This window comes from Pseudomonas acericola (SeqCode) (assembly GCF_053456465.1).
Window position 1 is genome coordinate 209,244 of sequence record NZ_JBRFJB010000004.1, and the last position, 22,713, is coordinate 231,956.

Here is a 22,713-nt window from a genome sequence, read left to right on the forward strand (position 1 = left end):
ATGACCCATCAAAAAGTTTACGGTGAACGTTTCAGCTGTGTTTGGGACGCGCTGGAAGATACGCCCCAGCAGGCCGCCAATATGCGGCTGCGTTCAAAATTGCTCTTGGAGCTGTGCCAGACCATTCGCAGTTGGGAGCTTTCTCAGAAAGATGCGGCACACAGATTGGGCATCAGTCAGCCCCGACTTAACGACGTCCTCACCGGCAAGATCGACAAGCTCTCTCTGGATGCCTTGGTCAACCTGTCGGCGGCAGCCCAGATGAATGTAGATATTTGTTTCACCGGGCTCCCTGCCTGAGGTTCACTCAGCTTTGTCATGATCCCTTGCTAGCCTGCCGTTTCATCTCGGCAGGTTCACACCATGCTCATGCGCTGCTTGCTGTGCTGCGGGCTGGCCACGGTTGCCATGTCGGCCCAGGCCATGACCGTCTACAAATCCGTTGATGCCAACGGCAACGTGTTCTACAGCGACCGGCAAACCCCCGGCGCGCAGGCGTTCGTGATCCAGGAGCGCAAGCCCGCGCGCCCGTTGCTCGACAGGCCCACGCTCACTTATCCACAACAAGCCTACCGCTACCCGCTGCCCTGGCGCGGTGGTCCGTTCCGCCTGAGCCAAGGGCCCAACGGCAGTTTCAGCCACACCGACAGCAAAAGCCGCTACGCCATGGACATCGCCATGCCCGAGGGCACGCCGATCATTGCGGCGCGCAGCGGTGTGGTGGTGAAAACCGAGAACGCGCAGGCCGGGCGCGGCAGTGATGCGTCGGGGAATTTTGTGCGGGTGCGCCATGATGACGGCACCGAGGGCGTGTACCTGCACCTCCAGAAAGGGTCGGTCAGCGTGCGGGTGGGGCAACGTGTGGCGGTGGGAAGCCCGCTGGCGCTGTCGGGCAATACCGGCAACAGCAGCGGGCCACACTTGCATTTCGTGGTGCAGCGCGCCACCGAGGCGGGGCTGGTGTCGATCCCGTATGAGTTCAACCAGCCGGTGGGCGCCTTGCCCAACTTTGCGTTGGGCAATTGAGGGTCAGTCCAGCAGCAGGACCTTGGCCAGGACGATCTTCGGCCCTTTCATCTTCTTGATGATGATCCGCAAGCCTTCAACTTCCAGCACTTCCTCTTCTTCCGGCACCCGCTTGAGGGTGTCGTAGATCAGGCCGGCCAGGGTTTCCGCTTCGATGTGGTCCAGGTCCACGCCCAGCAGGCGTTCCACCTTGAACAGCGGCGTGTCGCCACGCACCAAGAGCTTGCCCGGCTGGTAGGCGAGGATGCCGCGCTCGGCCTTGCGGTGTTCGTCCTGGATGTCGCCCACCAGCACTTCCAGCACGTCTTCCATGGTCAGGTAGCCGATGATCTTGCCGTCGGCTTCTTCCACCAGGGCGAAGTGCGCGCCGCCTTTGCGGAACTGCTCCAGCAACTGCGACAACGGCATGTGCCGCGACACGCGCTCCAGCGGGCGGGTCAGCTCGGCCAGGTTGAACGACTCGGGGATGTGGTCCAGGGCTGCCAGCTCCAGCAGCAGATCCTTGATGTGCAGCAGGCCGACGAATTCGTTGCGCACCGCGTCATACACCGGGTAGCGGCTGAATTTGTGGCGGCGGAACAGCGCGAGGATTTCCTTGAGCGGGGCGTTGAAGTCCAGGGTGACCAGGTCTTCGCGGGAGTTGGCCCAGTCCACCACTTCCAGCTCGCCCATTTCCACGGCCGAGGCCAGTACGCGCATGCCTTGGTCGCTGGGGTCCTGGCCACGGCTGGAGTGCAGGATCAGCTTGAGTTCTTCGCGGCTGTAATGGTGCTCATGGTGCGGGCCAGGCTCGCCTTGGCCGGCGATCCGCAGGATGGCGTTGGCGCTGGCGTTGAGCAGGTAGATCGCCGGGTACATCGCCCAGTAGAACAGGTACAGCGGCACCGCCGTCCACAGCGACAACAGCTCGGGTTTGCGGATGGCCCAGGACTTGGGCGCCAGCTCACCGACCACGATGTGCAGGTAAGAAATCACGAAGAACGCCGCAAAGAACGACACGCCCTTGATCACTTCCGGCGACTCGACGCCCACGGCGCCCAGCAATGGCTCCAGGATGTGCGCAAACGCCGGCTCACCGACCCAGCCCAGGCCCAGGGAGGCGAGGGTGATACCCAGCTGACAGGCCGACAGGTAGGCGTCGAGCTGGCTGTGTACGGTGCGCAGGATCTGCCCGCGCCAGCCGTTGGTGTGGGCGATGGCCTCGACCCGCGTGGAGCGCAGTTTGACCATGGCAAATTCCGCCGCAACGAAGAAACCGTTGAGCAGTACCAGGACCAGTGCAAAAAGAATCATGCCGAAGTCGGCGAAGAGTGTGGCGAGGGTGATACCAGGGGAAGGGTCCATGATGGGGTTTTGCAGGTTCCGTGTGTTCAATTGAGGGGTGGCAGGTGAGCCGCTAAAGCGGGCGCAAGTCGGCCAATGTAGCGGCTGATGGGGCGCTTGCCTAGTCCGATACGTCGCAAATCCACTGTGGGAGCGGGCTTGTGTGGGAGCGGGCTTGCTCGCGAAGGCGGTTTGTCAGAAAAGGATGTGCTGACTGATACACAGCATTCGCGAGCAAGCCGCTCCCACAAAAGCCAGCTCCCACATTTAGCCCAGTGGTGTCTTCGGGGTTATTCGTCAGTGCTGAGAACGCGCGAGCGGGTCACCTGTGACGGCGGGAAATGGCAGGTAAACGTACTGCCATGGCCCAGCACGCTGCTGATCTCCAGGCGCGCGCGGTGGCGTAGCAGCACGTGTTTGACGATCGCCAGGCCGAGCCCGGTGCCGCCGGTGTTGGAGTTGCGGCTCGAATCGACGCGGTAGAAACGCTCGGTCAGGCGCGGTAGGTGCTTGGCGTCGATGCCGATGCCGGAGTCCTGCACGCTCAAATGCGCGCCCTGGTCGTCGGCCCACCAGCGGATGCGGATGGTGCCCTTGTCCTGGGTGTACTTGACGGCGTTGAACACCAGGTTGGAGAACGCGCTGCGCAATTCGCCTTCGCTGCCCTTGAGCAAGACCTGCGGGTCGGCTTCCAGGGTGATCTGCTGGCCACGCTGGCCGGACAGGGCCTGGGCGTCGTTCTTGATGGTCTGCAACAGGCTTTGCGCGGCCACCGGTTGGTTGTCCGACGGGTAATCCGTGGCTTCCAGCTTGGCCAACAGCAACAGGTCGTTGAGCAGGGTCTGCATGCGTGAACCCTGCTGCTGCATTTGTTGCAGCGCGCGGCTCCAGCGCGGGTTGATCTCGTCGACGTTGTCCAGCAGCGTCTCCAGGTAGCCGCAGATCACCGTCAGCGGCGTGCGCAACTCGTGGGAGACGTTGGCGACGAAGTCTTTGCGCATCTGTTCCAACTGGTGGATGCGGGTCACGTCGCGCACCAGCATCAGGTGCTCGTTGTTGCCGTAGCGCGTCAGGTACAGCTGGATGCGCACGCGGTCGTTGGTGGGCGAGGGGATTTCCAGGGCCTCTTCGTAGTTCTCCTGTTCGAAGTACTCCTTGAAGCGCGGGTGGCGCACCAGGTTGGTCACCGGCTGGCCGCTGTCCTGGGGCGTCTTCAGGCCCAGCAGGGTTTCGGCGGCGCGGTTCCACCATTCCAGGTTGCCGTCGCTGTCGAGCATGATCACTGCGTCTTTCAGCGCGGCGGTGGACTCCTGCACCCGGTCGATCACCGCCTGCAGCCGCCCGCGTACCCGTTGGTCGCGGCGTTGCAGGTGGTAGATGCTGTCGAACACCTCGCCCCACAGGCCGTAGCCGTCGGGTGGCGCTTCGTCGGGTTTGTGCTGGCGCAGCCATTCATGCAGGCGCAGCAATTGCTTGAGGGTCCAGCCCAGGTACAGGCCGAGGCCGATGGCCAGGCTCCAGCCGTAGTAGCCGCTGATCAGGCCTACCAGCAGGCAGCCGGTGACCAACAGGAGCATGTGGCGGATCAGGGTGCCATGCCAGTTTTGGTTCACTTGAACATGCGTCCTTGTCAGCTGTTTAAGTCAAAAAAAGCGGCTGGCTCAGCCCTTGGTGGAAAACCGGTAGCCAGTGCCGCGCACGGTTTGTACCAGATTCTCGTAGGCATCGCCCAAGGCTTTGCGCAGGCGACGGATATGCACGTCCACGGTGCGCTCTTCCACATACACGTTGCCGCCCCAGACCTGGTCGAGCAGCTGGCCGCGGGTGTAGGCGCGCTCTTGGTGGGTCATGAAGAATTGCAGCAGGCGGTATTCGGTGGGGCCCATCTCGGCCGGTGTGCCGTCGATGGTCACGCGGTGGCTGATGGGGTCGAGGATCAGGCCGCCGACTTCAATCGGCGCCTCGCCATCGGTCGGGCCGGCGCGGCGCAGTACGGCTTTCAGGCGCGCAACCAGCTCACGTGGGGAAAACGGCTTGGTGATGTAGTCATCGGCGCCGACTTCCAGGCCCTGGATCTTGTTGTCCTCTTCGCCCTTGGCGGTGAGCATGATGATCGGGATATCCCCGGTCAGTTCGTCACGCTTGAGGCGGCGGGCCAACTCGATGCCGGAAGTGCCGGGCAGCATCCAGTCGAGCAGGATCAGGTCCGGCTTGCGGTCGACGATAATGGCATGGGCCTGCTGGGAGTTCTCTGCCTCCAGGCAGTCGTAGCCGGCCATTTCCAACGCAACGGCGATCATCTCGCGGATGGGCGCTTCGTCGTCAACGATCAGAATGCTCCTGCCAACCATGCCTAAATCCTCTTGTCATTTAACTGTCTTGCGCCGCATTAGATAACGGAATTATTGCAGTCGTGTGACAGTAATTTAGTCGCTTGGGCAATCCGCGTCTCTCTGGACTACGCTTTGGGTCCGAATCCTGACAACCAAAAAAGGAAGGTTCCGATGACTTACCGTACTGTTTCCTGGAAAGCCCTGTTGGTAACGGCAGCGTTGACGCTGCCGACCCTGGCCTTCGCGATGGACCCGGCAATGACGAAAGACGGGATGTTGGTGGATCACAAAGGGATGACGCTCTACACCTTCGACAAGGATGCCGACGGCAAGTCCGTGTGCAAGGACCAGTGCGCGACGAACTGGCCGCCGCTGAAGGCTGAGTCCACCGACAAACCGATGGGCGATTGGACCGTGATCACCCGCGATGACCAGACCAGCCAGTGGGCTTACAAAGGCAAGCCGGTGTACACCTATAAGGATGACATGAAGGCTGGGGACAAGGCCGGGGATGGCAAGGGTGGGGCGTGGCACGTCATCAAACCTTGAGCCCTCGGCGCGGCTAAAAGCATCGCGGGCAAGCCCGCTCCCACATTTGAAGGTGTTCGCAATTCAAACTGTGGGAGCGGGCTTGCCCGCGATGGCGTCAGAACAATCACCGCAACCCGTAATCCAACACAATCCCGACAAAAATCGCCAACCCTGCCCAATGGTTGTGCAGGAACGCCTTAAAGCACTTCATCCGATCCCTGTCCCGCGTATACCAGAACTCCCAGGCAAAACAGCCCGCCGCTGCAACCAATCCCAAGTGGAACCAGCCCCCCAGCTCAAACCGCGCGCCCGCCAGCAACAGGCATACCAGCGCCAGCCCTTGCAGGGTCAGGATGATCACGCGGTCCGCATCGCCAAACAGGATGGCCGTGGACTTCACGCCGATCTTCAAGTCGTCGTCGCGGTCGGTCATGGCGTAATAGGTGTCATAACCCACCGTCCACAGCAGGTTGGCGATATACAGCAGCCACGCAGTGGCAGGCAGGCTGCCGGTCTCGGCGGTAAACGCCATCGGCATGCCCCAGGAAAACGCCGCACCCAACACCACCTGCGGGTAATAGGTGTAGCGCTTCATGAACGGGTAGCTCGCCGCCAGCGCTAGGCCGCCGAGGGACAGCAGGATGGTGCTGGCGTTGGTCAGCAGCACCAGCAGGAAACTGATGCCCATCAGCACGGCGAAAAACACCAGGGCCTCTTTCGAGCTGATCTTGCCGCTCACCAGCGGGCGCTGCTCGGTGCGCTTCACATGGCCATCGACCTTGCGGTCGGCCCAGTCATTGATCACGCAGCCGCCGGCACGGGTGAGCACCACGCCGAGCACGAAAATCACGATGTTGAGCAGGGACGGCGAGCCCTTGCCGGCGATCCACAACGCCCACAACGTCGGCCACAGCAGCAGGTAGATGCCGATCGGCTTGTCCATTCGCGTCAACTGGATGAAATCCCACGCCCTGGGGTTCAGGTGGTTCAAGGACTTGAGCAGACGTTGATACATCAGCAGTTCTCCGGGTGGGCATGCAAGGCATGCCAGAAGCTCGGCAAGAAGATTTCCGCGACCAATACGCTCAAGGCCCCGCGATCGAAACGCGAGCGGCGGCCCCACAGCCCGTCGGCCTGATCGGCGGTTGGCAGCCAGTGGCGCGGGTAATGGCACACCTCGATCGCCTGGCGGGTGAACGCCTGGTCGCAGAACAGCAACTCGCCCAGGGAGCGGCTGCCCAGTTCATCCATGTGCAGCCCATCACCTTGCAACGCACTGCGCGACGCTACGCTGCGGGCAAACACCCAGGGCTGGCCTTGGCCGCGCAAATACACTTCGCGCACCCAACCGACGGTGGCCGGGGCGAGCCCCAGGGCGGCGCATTCGTCGTCCCGCAGCGGCTGCCAGCCTTCGAACAGCGGCGTCACGCTGAAACCGTCCCGGGACAGCCACGTCAGCCGGCGCGTCAGCGAGTCTTCGTTGAACAGCCAATTGACGGCCAGGGGCGCAGGCATTGGGCGCAGAAGGCTCTGGGTCAGCCATTGGCAAGCATCGGGAAGGGCGATTGAGTGCGGCACGGTGAGTCAATATTGGCAGCAAAAGAGGCGGCGAGCTTACCATGGCACCCTGGCCTTTTGCCGGGGTGGGGTCGCCGTTTGCGTCGATCATGCTTGCATCTGCACGCCCCGATCAGTACAAAACGCCCTGAGCCGTACGGCAACGCGGGATCTATCGACCGTCGGCCAACCTGCCTGGACCCTGAGGAAGCAAGTAATGAAGAAGTGGCAATGTGTAGTTTGCGGCCTGATCTACGACGAGAAAGACGGCTGGCCGGATGACGGAATCCTGCCTGGCACCCGTTGGGAAGACGTCCCGGAAGACTGGCTGTGCCCGGACTGCGGCGTGGGCAAAATGGATTTCGAAATGATCGAAATCGGTTAATTTTTAAGCAAAGAAACGTACTACAAGGAGAAGGGAATGAACGCACCTGTCGTGATCATCGGCACCGGATTGGCCGGCTACAACCTGGCCCGGGAGTTTCGCAAGCTCGACAGCGAGACCCCATTGCTGCTGATCACTGCGGATGACGGCCGCTCCTACTCCAAGCCCATGCTCTCCACCGGTTTTGGCAAGAACAAGGACGCCGATGGCCTGAGCATGGCTGAACCTGGCGCCATGGCCGAGCAACTCAAGGCCGAAGTGCGCACCCACACCCGCATCAGCGGCATCGACCCGGGCCACAAGCGGCTGTGGATCGGCGAGGAGGCGGTGGCCTATCGCGACCTGATCCTGGCCTGGGGCGCCGAAACCGTGCGCGTACCGGTGGAAGGCGATGCGGCTGAGCTGATTTTCCCGATCAATGACCTGGAAGACTACGCGCGCTTTCGCGCTGCAGCGGCCGGCAAGCGCCGCGTGCTGCTGCTCGGTGCCGGCCTGATCGGTTGCGAGTTCGCCAACGACCTGATCCTCGGCGGCTACGAGATCGACCTGGTGGCACCGTGCGAGCAAGTCATGCCAACCCTGCTGCATCCGGCCGCTGCCGCTGCGGTCCAGGCTGGCCTGGAAGGCCTCGGCGCGCGTTTCCACCTGGGCCCGGTGCTCAACCGCTTGCAGCGCAGCGCTGATGGCCTGGAAGCGCATCTGTCGGACGGCGAAGTGATCCACTGCGACCTGGTGGTCTCGGCCATCGGCCTGCGTCCACGGGTCGACCTCGCTGCCGCTGCCGGTTTGCAGACCAGCCGCGGGGTCACGGTCGACCGCCACCTCAAGACCTCCCACGCGAATATCTACGCCCTGGGCGATTGCGCCGAGGTCGATGGCTTGAACCTGCTGTACGTGATGCCACTGATGAGCTGCGCCCGCGCCCTGGCCCAGACGTTGGCCGGCAATGCGACGGCGGTCAGCTACGGGCCGATGCCCATCACCGTGAAAACCCCGATCTGCCCGCTGGTGGTGTCGCCGCCGCCACGGGGCAGCGAAGGCGTGTGGAGCGTCGAGGGGCAGGGCGCCGATATCAAGGCCCTGTGCCGCGATACCAGCGGTCGCTTGCTGGGTTACGCGCTGACCGGCGGCGCTGTCATGGACAAACTGGCCCTGAACAAAGAACTTCCACCGTTGCTGGCGTAAATAGCGGTCGTTCTGTCGGAATCAGCACGTTCCTACCCCCAGAAAGGTCGCCGCGACACTGGCGCAGCGTCGGAGGGCATGCCATCCTCACTCCCGTCTGCCGCAGAGTAGAGCCTGCGGCGCCTTGGGCGCTGCTCCGTTAGAGAGCAGCACGGACATAACAACAAAAAACCGTCAAAGAGGCTTCACTCATGCGTAAACCAGAACTCGCAGCCGCCATCGCTGAAAAAGCGGATCTCACCAAAGAACAGGCCAACCGCGTCCTCAACGCCGTTCTCGAAGAAATCACCGGCGCCCTGCACCGCAAGGACAGCGTCACCCTGGTTGGCTTCGGCACCTTCCTGCAACGCCATCGCGGCGCCCGCACCGGCAAGAACCCGCAAACCGGCGAGCCGGTGAAGATCAAGGCCAGCAACACCGTTGCGTTCAAGCCGGGTAAGTCGCTCAAAGACAGCGTCAACCCGTAAGAGCGGTATCGCCTCGAAGGGAGGCGGGGTGGTAGAAAAAATGGGCACGCCGACTGCGTCGGGTGCCCATTTTTTGTGGCTGTCTGCTGGCCTTGCCTCAGCCGTAGAAGTAGTCAAAAAAGCGTGCGTAATTGTCTGCGCCCAACAACGGGCTGACCTCCTTGTTGAGTAACTTCACGAACTTGCTGGAAAGCTCATCGTCGTCATTGTAGATATCAAAGATGTCGAATTTTCCATGGACGATCTCGACAGTCTTGGCGAACGCGAGAAGGAAGTCAGCGAGAGAGTCGGCAATCTTGAACGGTGCTACGGCATCGTAGCTCGCCAATACCGGTGTGCCTGGCATGTCGGTCACAGCGATAACTGGCTTACCACCGCCCGATAAAAGGGGACGGATTTATTTGGGCTGTAAAGATCGGTAGATGGTAAATAAATCAGTCCCGTTTATCCCGCATTTATCCCGGGGTTTTACGGGAAAGACTGTGTCAGCAACGCTTCAAGCGAGTCATACAAAAGCTCCGCTTCATCTTCTTCGTGGAAGTAGATATAGATTTCTCCCGCTGTGTTGATCAGGATCGGGTTTCCTGAGCCATCGTCTGAAATCACTACAGCCCCGACTAAGTTCTCTGGAAGTTTGTCAGCGTAGACACTCCAGAATTTCTCCGTCATCTCGGTAACGGTCGCTTTGCCGATCAGTGACCCGTTCTGGAATGCGTGAATGTCGATGCCACCGAACGCACCACCAAAGAGCTTGATGAACTCAACGTATTGCTCATTGAATTTAACGTTAAGTTTTTTTTCAGCTGCATTGATCTCAGCATCGGTTGCGGGTTGTCCACAAAGGCCATCCTGAGTGCTGAATAGGGCGCTTATTTTTTTCAACAGGTCTTCTTTCATTTCATGCATCCGCCTTTCAGAGCTTTTTTGGCTTGGGACGTCCAGAACTCTTTTTTCCAAAGGTTGAACGCTGCCCGGTTTGTGATACCTGTTCCCTTCTTGTTGCCGTTCGGATGTTGCGCCGCGTTGTGTTCAGGGCTGCCATGATGCTTGTCGGGCATTGCGCTGAGAGGTCCTTGCGTTTGCTGTTTGTCATGATGCAGCACAATCGTATTTCGGCGCTTATCAACAGGTGATTTTCCGAATGGATGAGGTGCTTCAGGTCCGTTCATGAAAATCACAGTCTTCAGTTCGGAAGGGGTCAAATGACTCAGGTCTGTGTAGCCGTTGACTGTTAGCGTCAGTCCACGGCTATCTGTAAATGTAACGGGTGTTAACCCCAGAGGGTCAAACCAAGATATTGGATTGGGTGAGTAGGTGTAGGCATTCATCCCCCCCGCCAACCCAATCGGATCCGGCGTAGTAAACCGCCCCACATCCGGATCATAAAATCTGAACGTATTGAAATGCAGCCCCGTCTCCCGGTCCAGATACTGCCCCTGAAACCGCAGGTTCTGTTCCTCGATGTAATACGGCTCGCGCACTTCCTCCAGCGTGTTGCCCCACACCCGATAAGTCGCCCGCCAGACGTCATGCCCATCCGCTTCGGTGAGCTGTTCCGGCAACCCATTCAGGTCATTATGGTAGTAGCGGATCTTCTGCAACGGCCCCGTGCCGTCAACGCGGGCCAAGGGTTCGTAGCCTTCGTCCTGATAGACATACAGACTGGTCTGGCTGTGCCTGTGCTCCTGCAACAACCGCAGGCCATCCCACACGAACCGCGTTTCCCCCAGCGGATAGCCATCGCTGCCGTGTTCGGTTTTCCCGATACGCCGGCCCAACGGGTCGTAGGCCATTCTGACCACGCTGCCGTTGTCATTGCGTACTTCGATCAGTCGGCTTTCAGCATCATAGGCAAAGCGTTGCACGCCCCGCGCGGCGCTGCGTTTTTCAATCGTGCGGCCGAACGCATCGTAGCGATAGCGCTTGTCCTGATAGGTCAGCAGTTTGTTATGCACCACCAACCCGGCGCCCGCCTGCGGGCCGTCGAGCAGGTTGGCGGCGGCGTCGTAGGCGAAGGTTTCGCGCTGGCCGTGCAGGCTGTCCTGGCTGGCGATGATGCGGCCGGTGGCGTCGTAATGCAGCAGTTGGCGATGTTGCGCGGCGGGTTGCTGGTCGAGCTTGCCGATCAGGTTATCGGCAGGGTCGTACTCGAACTGCTTTTGCGCCGCAGCGGGCAGCAGGGACGGCTGGCTGGCGTGGCGGCGTTGGCGCGCGCGCAGGCGGCCGCTGCGGTCGTATTCACTGCGGGTATTGAGCTGGCCTTGGGTGCGCAGCACTTCGCGGTGCAGGCGATCGCGTTCGAAGTCGCTGATGACCTGGCCGTCGAGGTTGATCTGGTGCAGGTGGCCGCTGCCGTAGCGCAGGCGATTGAGCCAGCGACCGTCGGGTAGTTGGCTCTGGACCAGGTTGCCCAGCTCGTCGTAATGGTGGTTCAGGTCGCCCGCTGCGCTTTGTTCGCACAGCAGTTGGCCGAGGGCATCGTAGGCAAAGCCCAAGGCTTGGGTGTTGCCGTTCACGTCGGTGAAGGTCACGGCGGTGAGTTGATCCACCGCATCGTAGGCGTAGTCGCTACGGCCATCGTCGGTAGTCTTGGCGATCAGGCGGCCAACTGCATCGCGTTCCAGCGCATGGACGATGGGGGCGGGCGGGGTTTCGGGGACTACCGCCAGACCGTTGCCGTGAGGGGCCGGAACAGCGGTCACTGCGATCACATTGTTCAGTGGGTCGTAACCGTAACGCTTGGCGCTGCCGTCGAGGTCTTGCTGTTCTGTCAGCCTGTCCCCGGCATCCCAGGCAAACCGGTAGCGCTCACCGTTTTCGTTGATCAGCGCTTGCAGCCGCCCATAGCTGTCATAACCGAACTGCACCTGTCGGCCGTGGGCGTCGGTACGCTGGCGGACCTGGCCGCGACGGTTGTGTTGATAGAGCGTGGTGTGCCCGGCCGGGTCGGTGTAACCCACCAGTTGCCCACTGACGTCACGCTGGTACTGCTCGGTGCGCCCGTCCGGCAGTTGGCTGCCGAGCAGGCGGCCATGGGCGTCATAGCTGAACAAGGTGCGCTCGCCGAGGGCGTCAGTGATCACCTGCAAGTTGCCGCGCGCGTCGTAGCCAAAGCGGGTTGGATAGCCCGAGCAATCAACGTGTTCCACCAACTGCCCGAACGGGTTCCAGCGCAGTTTTTTAATCTTGCCGGTGGCGTCGATGATTTCCACCGGTTGGCCATGGTCGTCATAGCGGTAGCGGGTGACGTAGCCCAGCGGATCGGTTTCGGCGATGCAGTTGCCACGCGGGTCGTAGCGATACTGCCAGCTGTTGTCGGCCGCGTCGGTTTCCACCTGCGGCAACGCCCAATGTTCCAGCCACAACGTCGAATCACTGCGCCCCAACGGGTCACTCTCGCCGATCAGATTCCCGGCTTCGTCATAGCTGTATTCGTAGCGCCCGCCCTGCGGATCGGTGGCGCTGAGCAATTGGCGTTCGTCGTTCCACTCGAACAGCCAGGTCTGGCCGAGGTTGTCGCTGTACTGGATGATCTGGTGCTGCGTGTTCCACAAACGGGTGCTGACGCGCTGCAAGCCATCGGTGATGCGCGTGAGACCGGCCTGCAAGTCATAGTCGAACTGGTAAGCGTCGCCTTCATCGGTCCAATGCCGGACCACACGCCATTCCAGGTTTTCAACGCATGCCCACTCATAGAAGCAGCGCAACCCGGTGGGCAGTTGATGTTCGACCATCCGCTGGCCGTTGTCGTAGGCAAAGCGGCGTTGCACCTGGCTGGTCGCGTCGCGCACTTCAGCCAGGCTCCCGGCCATGTCGTAGGCGTAGCTGACCAACACTTCCCGGCGTTGATCGGGATACACCCGCTCGATACGTGCCAATTGGCCTTGCTCACGCATCAGCTCAACCTGCACCAGATCGAACGTATCGCGCAGCCGTACCAGATGCCCGGCTTCGTCGTAGTCGAGGTAGATACGGTTGTCGTTACGATCACCCAGTTGGCTCAGGCGCAGCCGCGACGGGTTGGCCGTAGGCTCGAACAAGCGGTACAGGCCATCGTCGCTTTCGATCAGCAACTGCCCATTGAGGTGGCGGCGCACCGCGAGCCCTTCACCGGCGCTGAATACCGCGCCGCCCAAAGGAATCGAGCCCATGTCGATCGGCCGACCCTGCTCGTCGGTGTAGACCAATGTCTCACCGCCACCGGGATGGGGCAGGCTCTCGACGCACACTTCATAAGCCACGCTCCAGCCTTTGCCGAACAGGCTGCCCGAGCGTTCATCGCGGCTGTTGTAGGCCCGTTGCCAGGCAATCGGCAGGATGCCGGGCAGTACAAAATCCAGTTCTTCGACACCCCCCAACACTTTCGCGCCCGTGGCGGCGTGGACGGGGTTCGGCGAACCCATCGCCGCATTCGCCATCGCCCCCATCGCGCTGCTGACGGCCATCGACGTCGCGCCGCTGATCAGCATGCACGGCAGCTTGCTGAAGAACTTGCCCTTGCCACCCTTGAGCATCAACAGCGCCGTCACCGCCAGCCCGACGCCCGGGGTCTTGCCGCTGCGAATCTCACGCACCACCACCGAACCGCCGCCAATCGTCACGTTGGAGGAGATCAGCCCCGACGACACCACCGTCGCATCGCACGTACTGCGGTCACCGCTGCGCACCGCCGGCTGGCCGTTGACCGTGACCTTGTCCGAGCCCTCGGCCAGAAACTGCGGCGGCATGGGCGGGTGCTTCATGCACACCACCAGGTCCAGCGGTTTGGGCACCGCGCCTGGCGCTGGCGTGGCGACGGTGGGGCGCCACATCTGCGAGAAGAAACTCTCGGCCATGTCCAGGTAACCGGGCTCTGGCGCGGGTTCTTCCAGCTCGGTGCCGGCCGGCGCGACGTGGGAGCTGATCGCCCCGGCAGCGCGCGCGGCGGGGATGTTATTGGTCAGGGTGTTGGTGGAACCGGTGAGAATGTTCGCCTGCACCGTGGGCGGAAACAGGGCGTTGCTAAAGCTCTCGCATAAATTCGACAGGCCTTTGTCCGCCCCCGTCTTGCTCATGGCCAGCCCGACAATCGTGCCCACCACCGCGCCCAGCAGGAAGCAGCCAAGCCCGCCTGTGGCCACGGTGATGCCGGTGGCGGCCACCACCGCAGCGGTTGCCACGGCGGTGATCGCAATATTGGCCGCCACCTCCAGCACACCGCCGAGGATGTCGGCCATCATCGAAGTGTGGGCGAGGGCGTCGCCCATGCGGGCCGCCCAAAGTGCGTCAGACATGCAGGCGGCTCATCACAGGGCGTCGAACGACAATGAGTTTTTGATCAATGCCCAGTGCGCCGCCTCGGCATCGCCGAGCTTTTCGGCCTTCACATAGCTCAACGCGAGCATCTTGCGCGTGCCCGGCAACACCAGCGCCAATTGGTACTGGAACACCTTGTCATTGCCCTTGTTGAACTGGCTGCGCAACTCGATGCCTTCGATCTCTTGCGCCGCGCCCAAACGCACGACAGTGCTCGGCTGGCAGCGCAGATCCTGCACCTGTTGTTCCAGGCGCTTGAGTTGGTCGGCGAAGTTGCCGTGCAGGGTTTCGCCCTCGGCCAGCAAGCTGCGGCTGATGATCAAGGAGGTGCCCAACTCGGGGAACTTGAGGATATTGATCGTCGCGTCCTGCAACTCGGCGGCCGGCAGTTGGAACTGGAATTCGTTGATTCGGTACGTCATGGAAAACAGGTCTCGTCAGGAGCTTTTAGGCGTTGGAAACGCGGCGTTGATATTGGCGTCGATGCTGGCTTTCACGCCCTGGCCATCGGGGGTCGCGCCCGCGCCGCCGCCGTTGTTCAGGTGCAGCACGCCGCCGGTGTTGAACTCGGCATCGCCGCTGGCGTAGAAGCTGATCTGCACGCCCGTCAGGTTGATCTGCCCGCTGGCGTTCAACTCCAGGATGCTTTCACCGCAGACCAGGCGCAGGTTTTCGCCCACTTCGATGACGTAGCTCTGGCTGATGCTGTCGGTCTTGCGCTGGCCCACCGAGAGGATGTCTTCCTGCTTGACGATGCGCAGGCGGTTGTTGCCGATGGTCACCGTCTCGTTGTGGCCGATGCTCTTGTTGCGGTCATGCCCCACCGAATGGCTTTCATCCACCTCCACCACGATGTCCTGGTTGCGCTCGGCATGGATGTACAACTGCTCCAAGCCCTTCTTGTCCTCCATGCGGATTTCATTGAAGTTGGCTGGCGTGCCGCCCTTGCTGGAGCGGCTTTTCATACCGCTTTGCGTGGCGTTTTCCGGTAAGTCGTAAGGCACGGCCTGCTCGGCGTTGTACACGCGCCCGGTGATGATCGGGCGGTCGGGATCGCCCTCAAGAAAACTCACAATCACTTCTTGGCCGATTCGTGGGATCTGCATCGAACCCCAGTTCTTGCCGGCCCAGGATTGCGACACCCGAATCCAGCACGAGCTGTTTTCGTTGGATTGGTCGTGACGGTCCCAGTAGAAGTGCACCTTCACGCGGCCGTACTGGTCGGTCCAGATTTCCTCGCCCTTGGGCCCCACCACCAGCGCGGTCTGCGGGCCTTTGACGATGGGCCGATGGGTGCTGGCCAGCGGGCGGAAGCTTTGCTGGGCATCGATGCAGTTCAGGCTGCTGCTGAACTGCGCCGCGCCCGAGCCGCCGCCGCTTTCCAGGCTCTCCTGGGTGATGTGGTAGCGGATGCCGACGATCAGGTATTCGCGGTTCTGGTCCTGGCGACTGAAGCCGGTGAGGCTGAACAAATGCCCCGAGCCCAGGCCCCGCGCATTGCCGCTGAACTCGATCTGTTCATGCAGGGTTTGCAGGGCCTCGATGCGGGTGCGCGCGTAGTGTTCGCCGTCCTGGCTTTGCACGTAGGTGCCGGGGTAGTCGTACAGCGGATAGTCGCCGGCGGTGTGCGGGCGCGGCATCGCCGATCGCACGTCGATGCTCGCGCTGGGGCGCTGGAAGTCGTAGTCATTGAGCTCCAGCGAGCCCGGCTGCACTTGCTGCGCCAGGTGCCAGTTGTGCATATGGTCGCGTTCGCGCTGCTGCTCGTCCTTGGGGTAATACGGGATCGACGCGTAGCCCGGCACCGTGGTGTGGGCGCCATAGGCGTCGGCCAGCACCAGCACATGGCGGTCCTGTTCATGGCGGAAGAAGTAGTAGATGCCTTCCTGTTCCATCAGGCGGCTGACGAAATCGAAGCTGGTCTCGCGGTACTGCACGCAGTATTCCCACTCGCGGTACGGGCGGCTCAGGGCGTCTTCGAAATCGGAAAAACCGAGGTCGCGAAACACCTGCTTGATGATCTGCGGGATGCTCAGGTTCTGGAAAATCCGGCAGTCCGAGGTGCGACTCAACAGCCAGAACCACGGACGCAGTACCACCTGGTAACTGGCGAACTGGCCCTGGTCGATGTCCTGGCTGCACCGCGCGACGATACCGTGGAAGTGCCGCTCACCGCCGTCCGCCAGTTGCAAGCCGACGCTCATGGGTTTGCCGAGCAACTGGTTGAGGTCGATGTTGGCGTCCAGGGACGTCAGTTGCAGCTCATAGGTGAACAGCCGGCCCAGCTCCTCACCGCCGCCCATGGCATTGAGCAGCAGCACATCCGGCCCGAGGGGGCTGGTGATCTTGGCCAGGCGTGAGGCTTGGTTGAATAGCATCGGTTGTCCTGTAATACCTTTTTCACTGACGGAACTGGATCAAATGTGGGAGCTGGCTTGTGTGGGAGCTGGCTTGCCCGCGATGCAGGCACCTCGGTGTGTCAGTCACACCGCGGTGATGCTATCGCAGGCAAGCCAGCTCCCACACAAGCCAGCTCCCACACTGACCGCATTCCACCCTTCTTTATTCGTTGTCGCTGAAGGCGTAGTGCAATTCGTTATCCCGACTACTGATCCGCACCCCCGCCAACGCCTTGCCCTCCAGCATGCGCGTGAGGAATTCACGGCTCATGTCCGGCAGCAAACTGTTGGTCAGGATCGTATCGATCATGCGCCCGCCGCTCTCAGTCTCGGTGCAGCGCGAGACGATCAGGTCGACCACCGCGTCGTCGTAGTCGAACGCCACCTTGTGGGTGCTCTCCACACGCTTCTTGATGCGGTTCAGTTGCAGGCGGGTGATCGCCTTGAGCATCTCGTCGCTCAGCGGGTAGTACGGGATCGTCACCAAACGGCCGAGCAATGCGGGTGGGAAAATTTCCAGCAGCGGCTGGCGCAAGGCCTTGGCGATCTCTTCCGGCTCTGGCACGTTCGCCGGGTCTTTGCACACGCGGGAAATCAGCTCGGTACCGGCGTTGGTGGTCAACAGGATCAAGGTGTTCTTGAAGTCGATCACCCGGCCTTCGCCGTCTTCCATCACGCCTTTGTCGAACACTTGGAAGAAGATCTCATGCACGTCCGGGTGGGCTTTTTCCACCTCGTCCAGCAGCACCACGCTGTAGGGTTTGCGCCTTACCGCTTCGGTCAGCACGCCGCCTTCGCCGTAGCCGATGTAACCCGGTGGCGCGCCCTTGAGGGTCGACACGGTGTGGGCTTCCTGGAACTCGCTCATGTTGATGGTGATGACGTTCTGCTCGCCGCCGTACATGGCTTCGGCCAGAGCCAAGGCGGTTTCGGTCTTGCCCACGCCAGAGGTGCCGGCCAGCATGAACACGCCAATCGGCTTGCTCGGGTTGTCGAGGCCGGCGCGAGAGGTCTGGATGCGCTTGGCGATCATCTGCAACGCATGGTCCTGGCCGATGATGCGTTTTTTCAGGTGCTGGTCGAGGTTGAGCACCGTCTCCAGTTCGTTGCGCGCCATGCGGCCCACCGGGATGCCGGTCCAGTCGGCGACCACCGAGGCCACGGCCTGGTAATCCACGGTGGGCAGGATCAGCGGGGTTTCGCCTTGCAGGGCGCTGAGGCGTTGTTGCAGGTCCACCAGTTGGGCGCGCAATTCATCGTTGCCGCTGTCGACCACGCCTGCGGTTTCGCGCAGGGTCGCGCGGGTGGCGAGCAGTTCGTCCACCAGGGCTTTTTCTTCGGCCCAGCGGCTTTCCAGGGTGGCAAGACGCTCACGTTCGGCGCTCAACAACGCTTCGGTGTTGGTCTGGCGCGCACCAATCGCAATGCCGATGGCATGCTCGCGGGCGATGATTTGCAGCTCGGTTTCCAGCGCTTCGATGCGGCGGCGGCTGTCGTCCACTTCCGCCGGCACCGCGTGCAGGCTGATGGCGACGCGGGCGCAGGCGGTGTCCAACAGGCTGACGGATTTGTCCGGCAACTGGCGCGCGGGGATGTAGCGGTGGGACAGCTTCACCGAGGCTTCCAGGGCTTCGTCGAGGATCTGCACCTGATGGTGTTTTTCCATGGTCGAGGCCACGCCGCGCATCATCAGCAGCGCCTTGTCTTCCGACGGTTCGGCGACTTGCACCACCTGGAAACGGCGGGTCAGCGCCGGGTCTTTCTCGATGTGTTTCTTGTACTCGGCCCAGGTGGTGGCGGCCACGGTACGCAAGGTGCCACGGGCCAACGCGGGCTTGAGCAGGTTGGCCGCGTCACCCGTGCCGGCAGCGCCACCGGCACCAACCAACGTATGGGCTTCGTCGATAAACAGGATGATCGGCTTGGGCGACGACTGCACATCTTCGATGACCTGGCGCAGGCGCTGTTCGAACTCGCCTTTCATGCTCGCGCCGGCTTGCAAAAGGCCGACGTCCAGGCTGCGCAGTTCCACGTCCTTGAGCGCTGGCGGCACGTCACCGGCGACGATGCGCAGGGCAAAGCCTTCGACTACGGCGGTCTTGCCCACGCCCGCTTCGCCGGTGAGGATCGGGTTGTTCTGGCGGCGACGCATGAGGATGTCCACCAGTTGGCGGATCTCTTCATCGCGGCCGACAATCGGGTCGAGCTTGCCGCTGCGCGCCTGTTCGGTCAGGTCAACGGTGAAGCGCTTGAGGGCTTCCTGCTTGCCCATGGCACTCGGCGCCATGGCGCCGCTGGCTTCGCCGGGAACACCGGCATTAAAACCGTCGCTGGCGCTCAGGGCGTTTTCCGGTGAGTCGCCGACGTATTCGTCAAAACGCTCGCTGAGGGCTTCGGCCTTGATCTTATCGAACTCGGCGGACAAGCCCAGCAGCGCATGGCGCAGGCTCGGCGTCTTCAAGATGCCCAGCACCAAGTAGCCGGTGCGCACCTGGCTTTCGCCAAACATCAGGCTGCCGTAGACCCAGCCGCGCTCCACGGCTTCTTCCACATGGGACGACAGGTCGGTAATCGAAGTCGAGCCGCGCGGCAAGCGGTCCAGGGCTTCGGTGAGGTCGCGGGCCAGGCGCGCCGGTTCCACGTTGAACTGGCGGATGATGCGGTGCAGGTCCGAGTCCTGCAGTTGCAGCAACTGGTGAAACCAGTGGGCCAATTCCACATACGGGTTACCGCGCAATTTGCAGAACACCGTGGCGGCTTCGATGGCCTTGTAGGCCACGCTGTTGAGTTTGCCGAACAGCGCGGCGCGACTGATTTCACCCATGCTCTGGATTCCTTGAGGTGGTGGCGTGATCGGCGTAATGCCGGGCCAGGATTAGGTCGTTGGCGTCTCGCTCGGGCTGACCGAGCCAGGTGTTGAAGCCCAGGCGGAACTGCCCATTGAGTTGCAGCGCCGGTACTTCGGGTTGTTGCAGAACCAGGTTCAAGTCCCAGTCCAGTTCATGGCCCAGGTACTCGGCGACCCACGCCACCAGCTCGTTGAACGGTTGTTGGCCGGGCAACATGCCCATGTAGTCGTCGAGGCTGAGCGGACCGAGGCGGATGCGGAATTTATGCTGGCGGTCCCACACATGGCTGCCCAGGCAAAAGTCCACGCCGAGGCGGTTGGCGCTCACGCCGACGCGGCTGCGTTCGGGCAGCTCCAGCCATTGGCCGACGTACTCTTCAATCGCTACCGGCAGGCCGAAGTACTCGCCGAGGATCGCCTTCAAACCGTCCGGGTAGCGGGTTTGCGCCGACAGGTGGCCGCTGTAATGCAGCTTGGCGGTGTCGGGGATCAAGCCCTGGTTCAACAGGCTCGGCATGCCGCGGCCACTTAAAGCGGCGAGGCGTGCGGACCAGTAATCATCGTGCGGGCGGTCATGGCTGACGGTCGGCCGCGCCTCGGCCCAGGCCCGGTAAAACAGGCTGAGCAGGCGATGGTGGAACACGTCGAGGAACTGCTTGCTGGTGCTGTCGGCGTTGTTGCGCTGACGCTCGCGCACGTACTCGGTGATGTGCAGCGGCAACGGGCCGTTGGGGCCGCCGAGGCCGAAGAAGAACTGCTCCAGGCGCGCAGGTTTACCGTCGCCGCCGGGATCGACCGAGGCCAGCGTGGCCGGGGCGAAGGTGCAATCGGCCTGCTGGCCGAGGCGCAACGGATCGTCTGCCAGGCGCAGGGAATGGCCCAGGCGCGGCAGGTCCGGTGATTCGCACTCGATCCGCCGCAGCGCCTGGAAGAAATCGTATTCCCAGGGCTCCTGATGCATCGCGTCCAGGGTCTTCACAGGGTTGGCCGCCGCCCGGGCTTGGCTTTCCAGCGCATGATCTCGCCGCGTTCGGTGGTGCGGATCACCGTTTCGGTAAAGCTGTTGATCGACACGTAGCGCGCCAAGAAGCGTTCCAGCACCGCGCCGAGGAGGAACACGCCGGTGCCGCGAAAGGCGTTTTCATCGAACTCCAGGGTGATCTCCAAACCGCGACCAAACACAATCGGGCCGGGCATCGGCAGGCGGCGGGTCACGGCTTTGCTACTGACTTCGCGCAGGCCTTCGATCTGCAATTGCAACGCCGCGTCGTTGCTGTCGCCGTAAAGGCGCAGCAGTTCACGCAATGCGCCGGCGCCCTGGCCTTGTTCGCTCAGGGACAAATAGTTGAGCGACAGCTGGCTGATCAGGCGCCAGGCTTTGGCGTCGTGGGCGTGGCTGGCGCGCGGGCGACTCGGCCCGGCGACGCAACGCACGGCCAACACCGGGGCGCTGTCGGCCAGGGTGAAGTCGGTCTTGCCATTGCCCACGCTCATGAACAGCGGCAGGTCGCGGTTGGTGCACAGCGCGGTGACGCCGAGTTGGCGCAGGTCGTGGCCGTACGGCGCCTGGCGGCTGTCCACCAGGCTGACAAAGGTTTCGCTGCCCACATAGGTGGAGCGCGGGCCGTTGCGGCGCTGGTCGCTGGACAACACGCGGGGCTCGCGGCGTACCGTGTAATACGCTTGGTCGCGGCCATAACGCGACGGATCGCGCACGGCGTAGAACGGCAAAAACGGCTGCTCGGGCCCGGTGCCATGGCCGGTGAGGCCGCTCAATGAATGAATCTCGAAATCCATCGGCCGCGTGCGGTCGGCGATCACATGGTGTTCGTTGACCCGGTCGGACAGGTGGATACGGTCCACGCGTTTCGGGAACAGGTTGATCGCCGGCGTGCAGAACGGCAGGAACTGCGCCGCACCCACGCTGCCTTCCAGGCTCGGCTCGTGGCGGTCGAACAGCACGATCAGTTCCAGCTCCTGGCCGTCGCAGCGTTTGACCGCGCGGCTCAGCTCGGCGAACTCGACGAACAGATAGCGGTGGGGCAGGGCGAAGTATTCCTGCAACAGGCGATAGCCCTGGAACGCCCGCGCCACCACCGGCATGGCGGCGTCGGCGTCGTCAAAACCACGGGAACGCAGCGCGTCTTGCGGCAGGCGCTCGACCCAATCACCACCGGGTTTGCGTGCGAAGACCGCGCAGGCATTGCCCAGCAGTTGCTCGTAGAGGCGAAACGGTTGCTCATCGGCGCCGCTGAGGTACAGCGGCAGGGTGTCCAGGTCGAGGCTGTTGAACGGCAGTTCGGCGCCGGTGCGCAGGGTCAGGCGCAGGCCGGCCTTGGCTTTCGGTTCGCTGGCTGCCAGGCGCCCGAGCACGGCGGCGGGGTTGCCAAAGTACTCGGCGTTGCTCACTTGCAGCGGCCACAACGTCACCGGGTGCGCGGTGCGGTACTCGCAGCAGGTCTGGGTTTCGCGGCCCAACGCGGCACGCAGGACGGTGTCGCGGGGCAGGGGGAAACCGCTGGCCAACGAGCCTTCGTCCGGGTCGGTCTGCAATTGCACCACGGTCATCGACGGCGTTGGCGCGAGGTAGTGCGGGTAGGCGATTTCCAGCAGGTTATGGGTGAAGGTCGGGTATTCGGCGTCGAGCTTGAGCTGCACGCGGGCCGTCAGGTAGGCAAAGCCTTCGAGCAAACGTTCGACGTACGGGTCGGCGCAGTCCATCCCGGACAGGGTCAGCCGACTGGCGATCTTCGGGTATTCCTTGGCGAACTCGGCGGCGCTTTCGCGCACGTGGTGCAGTTCCTGGTTGTACAGCTCCAGCAGGCGCGGGTTCATGGGCGTCTCCGCTGGTCGGCATTGACCACGCGCACGTGGCCGGATTCCAGGTCGAGGTCGGTTTGCAGCAACAGGCGCAACGGCACCGGCTGCGCCCACAGGTCACCTTCGATCTCGAAACTCAGCGCGTTGTGGTTCATCTCGCCATGGCCGACGCGGGCTTTGACCCGCAAGGTGTGGCGCAGGATGCGCGGTTCAAAGGTGGCGATGGCCTGGTAGATCAACGCTTCCAGGGCCTTGATATCGACGCTGGACACACTGTTGCCCGCCAGCGCCGGCAGGCCGTAATTGACCACCGAAGTCCCGGCCGGGGTGTGCAGCGTGGCATCGGCATCCAGCAACGACGTGGTGTTGAGCAGCCACGCCAGGTCGCGCAGAACCGAGGCTTTTAATTGGGTCAGGGACAGCACGCGTTTGTCGGCGCTTTCCTTGGGATTGGTTGGATCGTCATCGGTCAACCGGTCCAGCAGGGACGGTTGCAGACGGTCGCGGGAAGCGATTTCAGTGACCACCAAAGCAGCTCCACGGA

The 22,713-nt window shown here is 62.4% G+C and carries 20 protein-coding genes; 6 read left to right on the plus strand and 14 right to left on the minus strand.

Annotated features, from left to right (window positions below; all coding sequences use genetic code 11):
* Nucleotides 1-300 carry a helix-turn-helix domain-containing protein gene (locus ACU688_RS17195; RefSeq protein ID WP_448185717.1) on the plus strand — a complete coding sequence of 100 codons (300 nt, stop codon included), beginning with the start codon at nt 1-3 and terminating at the stop codon, nt 298-300.
* A 63-nt stretch (nt 301-363) separates the two neighbouring features.
* Nucleotides 364-1,026, plus strand: a complete 663-nt coding sequence (locus ACU688_RS17200) for a M23 family metallopeptidase (protein ID WP_448185718.1) — start codon at nt 364-366, stop codon at nt 1,024-1,026.
* Nucleotides 1,027-1,029: 3 nt separating this feature from the next.
* On the opposite strand, the gene ACU688_RS17205 is transcribed toward ACU688_RS17200, so the two are convergent.
* From ACU688_RS17205 to phoB, 3 genes are all read right to left on the minus strand, one after another.
* The gene (locus ACU688_RS17205) at nt 1,030-2,370 is read right to left on the minus strand and encodes a hemolysin family protein (protein ID WP_017738989.1); all 1,341 of its coding nucleotides are present in this window, start codon (nt 2,368-2,370) and stop codon (nt 1,030-1,032) included.
* Nucleotides 2,371-2,639: 269 nt separating this feature from the next.
* Nucleotides 2,640-3,926, minus strand: coding sequence for a phosphate regulon sensor histidine kinase PhoR (gene phoR, locus ACU688_RS17210; RefSeq protein ID WP_448186024.1), 1,287 nt, complete (start codon nt 3,924-3,926; stop codon nt 2,640-2,642).
* An 84-nt stretch (nt 3,927-4,010) separates the two neighbouring features.
* Nucleotides 4,011-4,700: a phosphate regulon transcriptional regulator PhoB gene (gene phoB / locus ACU688_RS17215; RefSeq protein ID WP_003231714.1), complete on the minus strand. Its 690-nt coding sequence runs from the start codon at nt 4,698-4,700 to the stop codon at nt 4,011-4,013.
* A 153-nt stretch (nt 4,701-4,853) separates the two neighbouring features.
* Between phoB and ACU688_RS17220 the strand changes: the two genes are divergently transcribed.
* Nucleotides 4,854-5,231 carry a COG4315 family predicted lipoprotein gene (locus tag ACU688_RS17220; protein ID WP_207040308.1) on the plus strand — a complete coding sequence of 126 codons (378 nt, stop codon included), beginning with the start codon at nt 4,854-4,856 and terminating at the stop codon, nt 5,229-5,231.
* Nucleotides 5,232-5,337: 106 nt separating this feature from the next.
* On the opposite strand, the gene ubiA is transcribed toward ACU688_RS17220, so the two are convergent.
* Together ubiA and ACU688_RS17230 are read right to left on the minus strand one after the other, a co-directional pair.
* A complete protein-coding gene (ubiA, locus tag ACU688_RS17225) occupies nt 5,338-6,228 on the minus strand; it encodes a 4-hydroxybenzoate octaprenyltransferase (RefSeq protein ID WP_124526954.1) in 891 nt (296 codons plus the stop codon).
* Nucleotides 6,228-6,791, minus strand: coding sequence for a chorismate--pyruvate lyase family protein (locus tag ACU688_RS17230; protein WP_448185719.1), 564 nt, complete (start codon nt 6,789-6,791; stop codon nt 6,228-6,230). The genes ubiA and ACU688_RS17230 overlap by 1 nt, the downstream gene beginning before the upstream one ends.
* A 196-nt stretch (nt 6,792-6,987) precedes the next feature.
* Between ACU688_RS17230 and ACU688_RS17235 the strand changes: the two genes are divergently transcribed.
* The 3 genes from ACU688_RS17235 (at nt 6,988) to ACU688_RS17245 (ending at nt 8,807) form a co-directional block, all read left to right on the plus strand.
* The gene (locus tag ACU688_RS17235) at nt 6,988-7,155 is read left to right on the plus strand and encodes a rubredoxin (protein ID WP_015886569.1); all 168 of its coding nucleotides are present in this window, start codon (nt 6,988-6,990) and stop codon (nt 7,153-7,155) included.
* Between the two features lie 36 nt (nt 7,156-7,191).
* Nucleotides 7,192-8,340, plus strand: a complete 1,149-nt coding sequence (locus ACU688_RS17240; protein ID WP_448185720.1) for an NAD(P)/FAD-dependent oxidoreductase — start codon at nt 7,192-7,194, stop codon at nt 8,338-8,340.
* A 191-nt stretch (nt 8,341-8,531) separates the two neighbouring features.
* Nucleotides 8,532-8,807, plus strand: coding sequence for an HU family DNA-binding protein (locus ACU688_RS17245; RefSeq protein WP_003213368.1), 276 nt, complete (start codon nt 8,532-8,534; stop codon nt 8,805-8,807).
* Nucleotides 8,808-8,904: 97 nt separating this feature from the next.
* Here ACU688_RS17245 and ACU688_RS17250 read toward each other — a convergent pair whose 3' ends face one another.
* From ACU688_RS17250 to tssE, 9 genes are all read right to left on the minus strand, one after another.
* A complete protein-coding gene (locus tag ACU688_RS17250; RefSeq protein WP_448185721.1) occupies nt 8,905-9,153 on the minus strand; it encodes a hypothetical protein in 249 nt (82 codons plus the stop codon).
* A 122-nt stretch (nt 9,154-9,275) separates the two neighbouring features.
* Complete coding sequence (locus ACU688_RS17255; protein ID WP_448185722.1) at nt 9,276-9,704, minus strand: SMI1/KNR4 family protein; 429 nt, start codon at nt 9,702-9,704, stop codon at nt 9,276-9,278.
* Complete coding sequence (locus ACU688_RS17260) at nt 9,701-14,080, minus strand: RHS repeat-associated core domain-containing protein (RefSeq protein ID WP_448185723.1); 4,380 nt, start codon at nt 14,078-14,080, stop codon at nt 9,701-9,703. Before ACU688_RS17260 ends, ACU688_RS17255 begins: the two co-directional genes overlap by 4 nt.
* 12 nt (nt 14,081-14,092) lie before the next feature.
* Nucleotides 14,093-14,524, minus strand: coding sequence for a DcrB-related protein (locus ACU688_RS17265; RefSeq protein ID WP_448185724.1), 432 nt, complete (start codon nt 14,522-14,524; stop codon nt 14,093-14,095).
* 15 nt (nt 14,525-14,539) lie between these two features.
* On the minus strand, nt 14,540-16,480 hold the full coding sequence (locus ACU688_RS17270) for a type VI secretion system Vgr family protein (protein WP_448185725.1): 1,941 nt from the start codon (nt 16,478-16,480) through the stop codon (nt 14,540-14,542).
* 184 nt (nt 16,481-16,664) lie between these two features.
* Entirely contained in the window at nt 16,665-19,325 is a 2,661-nt protein-coding gene (gene tssH, locus ACU688_RS17275) for a type VI secretion system ATPase TssH (RefSeq protein WP_448185726.1), read from the minus strand.
* The gene (tssG, locus tag ACU688_RS17280) at nt 19,318-20,361 is read right to left on the minus strand and encodes a type VI secretion system baseplate subunit TssG (protein ID WP_207040526.1); all 1,044 of its coding nucleotides are present in this window, start codon (nt 20,359-20,361) and stop codon (nt 19,318-19,320) included. The genes tssH and tssG overlap by 8 nt, the downstream gene beginning before the upstream one ends.
* Nucleotides 20,325-22,184, minus strand: coding sequence for a type VI secretion system baseplate subunit TssF (gene tssF, locus ACU688_RS17285; RefSeq protein WP_448185727.1), 1,860 nt, complete (start codon nt 22,182-22,184; stop codon nt 20,325-20,327). The genes tssG and tssF overlap by 37 nt, the downstream gene beginning before the upstream one ends.
* On the minus strand, nt 22,181-22,696 hold the full coding sequence (gene tssE, locus ACU688_RS17290) for a type VI secretion system baseplate subunit TssE (RefSeq protein ID WP_005792513.1): 516 nt from the start codon (nt 22,694-22,696) through the stop codon (nt 22,181-22,183). The genes tssF and tssE overlap by 4 nt, the downstream gene beginning before the upstream one ends.
* Nucleotides 22,697-22,713: the final 17 nt, after the last annotated feature.

Excerpts from the sequence above, each read along its gene's own strand:
- ACU688_RS17235 (WP_015886569.1), top strand. The coding sequence starts at position 6,988 with ATGAAGAAGTGGCAATGTGTAGTTTGCGGCCTGATCTACGACGAGAAA.
- ACU688_RS17240 (WP_448185720.1), top strand. The coding sequence starts at position 7,192 with ATGAACGCACCTGTCGTGATCATCGGCACCGGATTGGCCGGCTACAAC.
- ACU688_RS17270 (WP_448185725.1), bottom strand. The coding sequence starts at position 16,480 with ATGCTATTCAACCAAGCCTCACGCCTGGCCAAGATCACCAGCCCCCTC.
- ACU688_RS17245 (WP_003213368.1), top strand. The coding sequence starts at position 8,532 with ATGCGTAAACCAGAACTCGCAGCCGCCATCGCTGAAAAAGCGGATCTC.
- ACU688_RS17255 (WP_448185722.1), bottom strand. The coding sequence starts at position 9,704 with ATGAAAGAAGACCTGTTGAAAAAAATAAGCGCCCTATTCAGCACTCAG.
- ACU688_RS17250 (WP_448185721.1), bottom strand. The coding sequence starts at position 9,153 with ATGCCAGGCACACCGGTATTGGCGAGCTACGATGCCGTAGCACCGTTC.
- ACU688_RS17205 (WP_017738989.1), bottom strand. The coding sequence starts at position 2,370 with ATGGACCCTTCCCCTGGTATCACCCTCGCCACACTCTTCGCCGACTTC.
- ubiA (WP_124526954.1), bottom strand. The coding sequence starts at position 6,228 with ATGTATCAACGTCTGCTCAAGTCCTTGAACCACCTGAACCCCAGGGCG.
- phoB (WP_003231714.1), bottom strand. The coding sequence starts at position 4,700 with ATGGTTGGCAGGAGCATTCTGATCGTTGACGACGAAGCGCCCATCCGC.
- tssF (WP_448185727.1), bottom strand. The coding sequence starts at position 22,184 with ATGAACCCGCGCCTGCTGGAGCTGTACAACCAGGAACTGCACCACGTG.
- ACU688_RS17195 (WP_448185717.1), top strand. The coding sequence starts at position 1 with ATGACCCATCAAAAAGTTTACGGTGAACGTTTCAGCTGTGTTTGGGAC.
- ACU688_RS17220 (WP_207040308.1), top strand. The coding sequence starts at position 4,854 with ATGACTTACCGTACTGTTTCCTGGAAAGCCCTGTTGGTAACGGCAGCG.
- tssH (WP_448185726.1), bottom strand. The coding sequence starts at position 19,325 with ATGGGTGAAATCAGTCGCGCCGCGCTGTTCGGCAAACTCAACAGCGTG.
- ACU688_RS17200 (WP_448185718.1), top strand. The coding sequence starts at position 364 with ATGCTCATGCGCTGCTTGCTGTGCTGCGGGCTGGCCACGGTTGCCATG.
- ACU688_RS17265 (WP_448185724.1), bottom strand. The coding sequence starts at position 14,524 with ATGACGTACCGAATCAACGAATTCCAGTTCCAACTGCCGGCCGCCGAG.
- phoR (WP_448186024.1), bottom strand. The coding sequence starts at position 3,926 with ATGCTCCTGTTGGTCACCGGCTGCCTGCTGGTAGGCCTGATCAGCGGC.
- ACU688_RS17260 (WP_448185723.1), bottom strand. The coding sequence starts at position 14,080 with ATGTCTGACGCACTTTGGGCGGCCCGCATGGGCGACGCCCTCGCCCAC.